Here is a 2,497-nt window from a genome sequence, read left to right on the forward strand (position 1 = left end):
AACAGTTTAAGTTTGGCGGCCATAGCGAGTTGGTCCCACGCCTTCCCATCCCGAACAGGACCGTGAAACGACTCAGCGCCGATGATAGTGTGGTTCTTCCATGTGAAAGTAGGTCACCGCCAAACACCCATTCCAAAGCCCCCGACTGATGTCGGGGGCTTTTTATATACCTGTCGTTTCTGTCGGTTTGACGATAGGAGGTAGGGTAATGGGTGCAAGGATATTGATGAACCGATACCCATTCCGATACCTATTGAGTGTTCGTGCATGCTTGTTGTTTAAATTAAAGGATGACAACTCTGTTGTTATTCTTGAACAAAAGTACTGAAAGTTATGGTTAACTGTTTAGAATATTTGAAATCAAACGATATTTGCGTTAATATGTCGTAAGCATTTGTGTGGGTATGAGCTGTTGCCCTATCTGCGCGTATGTGACAGTGTTTACAGAGTGGAATAAAACCATTCGGTAGGCTTCCTGACTGATTCAATCAAATATGTTATGGGAAAAAATCTGATGAAGAAATTTTTATTTGGTGCATTTGCCGCCGTCTGTGCAGCATTCTCTTTGGCCGCCGTGAATATCAATACCGCGTCTTCTGCCGAACTGGAGGCTTTGCCGGGTATCGGTCCGGCTAAGGCGAAATCGATTGTGGAATACCGTCAGAAGAACGGTGCGTTCAAATCGGTGGAGGAGCTGAAAAACGTGAAGGGCATCGGTGATGCGGTGCTGAACAAGTTAAAGGCGGAGGCGACGGTTTCTTCTGCCGCGCCTAAGGCCGCACAGCCTGCCGTGAAAAAATAAGCCTGACGGTTAACTGCCGTATGCCGCCCCGAGGCTGAACCGTTTGCCGGTTCGGGCTGACGGGCGGCTTTGTATGGGCAGTGGCAATGAAGACTTGGACCAATGGGGGCCATTGAGTAAAGGGACAAACGGATAAGGTGCCTCCTGTCGGATAGGGATACAAAGATAAAGATAAAGATAAAGGGAAGAAAGATATGTACTTAAAAGCATTTGACGGAAAACGGAATGGGGCAGCTGTACAGAGGGGCTACTCCTTGATACAGCTGTTGGTGGTGATGCTGCTGGTTTCGATATTGGCGACGGCGGCATTGACTGCCTATCGGGAGTCAGTCCGTTCGGCCAACTTGCGTGCGGCTCATGCCGCCCTGCTGGAAAATGCGCGCTTTATGGAGCAGTTCTATGCGAAAAAGGGCAGCTTTAAGCTGACGTCGACGAAGTGGCCGGAGCTGCCGGTGAAGGAGGCGGGCGGTTTCTGCATTCGGATGAACGGTCAGGCTAAGGGGATCCTGGAAGGGAAGTTTACCCTGAAGGCGGTGGCTCTGGACAGGGAGGCGGAGCCGAGAGTATTACGCTTGAACGAGTCGTTGACGGCGGTAGTGTGCGGGAAGATGAAGGTGAAGGGAAGCTGTACGGACGGTGAGGAGATATTTAGGGGTAATGATGCGGAGTGTAAACCATTTGGCGCATAGGGTGGTCGTCTGAAGGGATAAAAGAAAAAAGGGCAAAAGAAAAGGACGTGTGTGGACACGTCCTTTGGGGGGAGAGGGGTTATTCGCTCCAGCTGACCCAGCCCAGCATCCAAGTAAGGAGAATCAGACCACCAAATACGATGCGGTAGTAGGCAAAAGGCACATAGTTTTTACTGGAGACAAATTTCAGCAAAGCTTTTACTGCCAATAAACCGGCGATAAATGCTGCGATAAAACCGATGGTAATTTGTCCGACATCTTGCAAGGTAAAGAGTCTGTAGTTTTTTAAGATGTCGTAACCTGTTGCCGCAATCATCATCGGCACGGCAAGGAAGAATGAGAATTCGGTAGCTGTTTTACGTTCCAGCCCCCACAACATACCGCCCATGATGGTACTGCCTGAACGTGATGTACCAGGGATAAGGGCGCAAATTTGGGCGCATCCTACAACAAATGCGTCGATTGGGCGCATATCATCTACATGATTGACTTTAGGTTTGGCTGTTACTTGGCGTTTTTCAACCCATAAAATGAAGAAGCCACCGAGTACCAGCATGGTAGCAACAGTAATTGGGTTGAAAAGGTGTAATTTAATTTGTTTGCTGAATAATAGACCCACAATTGCGGCAGGTATGAAGGCAATAAATAAATTCAGTACAAAGCGATTGGCTGTCCGTTCTTTACCGAGTCCTTTTATGATATGGGTAAATCGTTGGCGGTATTCGAATACGACGGCTAATACGGCACCGAGCTGGATAGCAATTTCAAATACTTTTCCGTTGCTTTGAAAGTTCATTAAGTTACCGAATACAATCAAGTGACCGGTACTGGAAATAGGGAGAAACTCGGTTAAACCTTCGATAACACCGAGAATAAGTGCTTTGAATAAAATCAGAATGTCCATAAGTTTTCAGACGGCCTTGAGGCCGTCTTTCTTTTGTTGATTAGTTAAAGTGGTTTTGAGGATTGTTCGCGGCGGACTTTGACGATGAGCTCGTCTATGGTT

Annotated in this window: 3 protein-coding genes and 1 rRNA gene; 3 read left to right on the forward strand and 1 reads right to left on the reverse strand. The window is 47.7% G+C overall.

Features of this window, described 5'->3' with window-relative positions; all coding sequences use genetic code 11:
- Positions 1 to 11: 11 nt before the first annotated feature.
- From rrf to ACTHUM_RS11475, 3 genes are all read left to right on the forward strand, one after another.
- Positions 12 to 125: ribosomal RNA gene (rrf, locus tag ACTHUM_RS11465) — 5S ribosomal RNA — on the forward strand.
- Positions 126 to 514: 389 nt separating this feature from the next.
- Positions 515 to 802, forward strand: a complete 288-nt coding sequence (locus tag ACTHUM_RS11470) for a ComEA family DNA-binding protein (RefSeq protein ID WP_036472233.1) — start codon at positions 515 to 517, stop codon at positions 800 to 802.
- 194 nt (positions 803 to 996) lie between these two features.
- Complete coding sequence (locus ACTHUM_RS11475) at positions 997 to 1,491, forward strand: type IV pilin protein (protein WP_219089457.1); 495 nt, start codon at positions 997 to 999, stop codon at positions 1,489 to 1,491.
- 79 nt (positions 1,492 to 1,570) lie between these two features.
- Here the strand turns inward: ACTHUM_RS11475 and ACTHUM_RS11480 are convergent, their stop codons facing one another.
- Positions 1,571 to 2,395 carry an undecaprenyl-diphosphate phosphatase gene (locus tag ACTHUM_RS11480; RefSeq protein ID WP_107792448.1) on the reverse strand — a complete coding sequence of 275 codons (825 nt, stop codon included), beginning with the start codon at positions 2,393 to 2,395 and terminating at the stop codon, positions 1,571 to 1,573.
- Positions 2,396 to 2,497: the final 102 nt, after the last annotated feature.

The organism is Neisseria sp. P0021.S006 (assembly GCF_051956895.1).

What these genes read in the sequence shown, in the direction of transcription:
- ACTHUM_RS11470 (WP_036472233.1), top strand. Translation starts at nt 515, where the DNA reads ATGAAGAAATTTTTATTTGGTGCATTTGCCGCCGTCTGTGCAGCATTC.
- ACTHUM_RS11475 (WP_219089457.1), top strand. Translation starts at nt 997, where the DNA reads ATGTACTTAAAAGCATTTGACGGAAAACGGAATGGGGCAGCTGTACAG.
- ACTHUM_RS11480 (WP_107792448.1), bottom strand. Translation starts at nt 2,395, where the DNA reads ATGGACATTCTGATTTTATTCAAAGCACTTATTCTCGGTGTTATCGAA.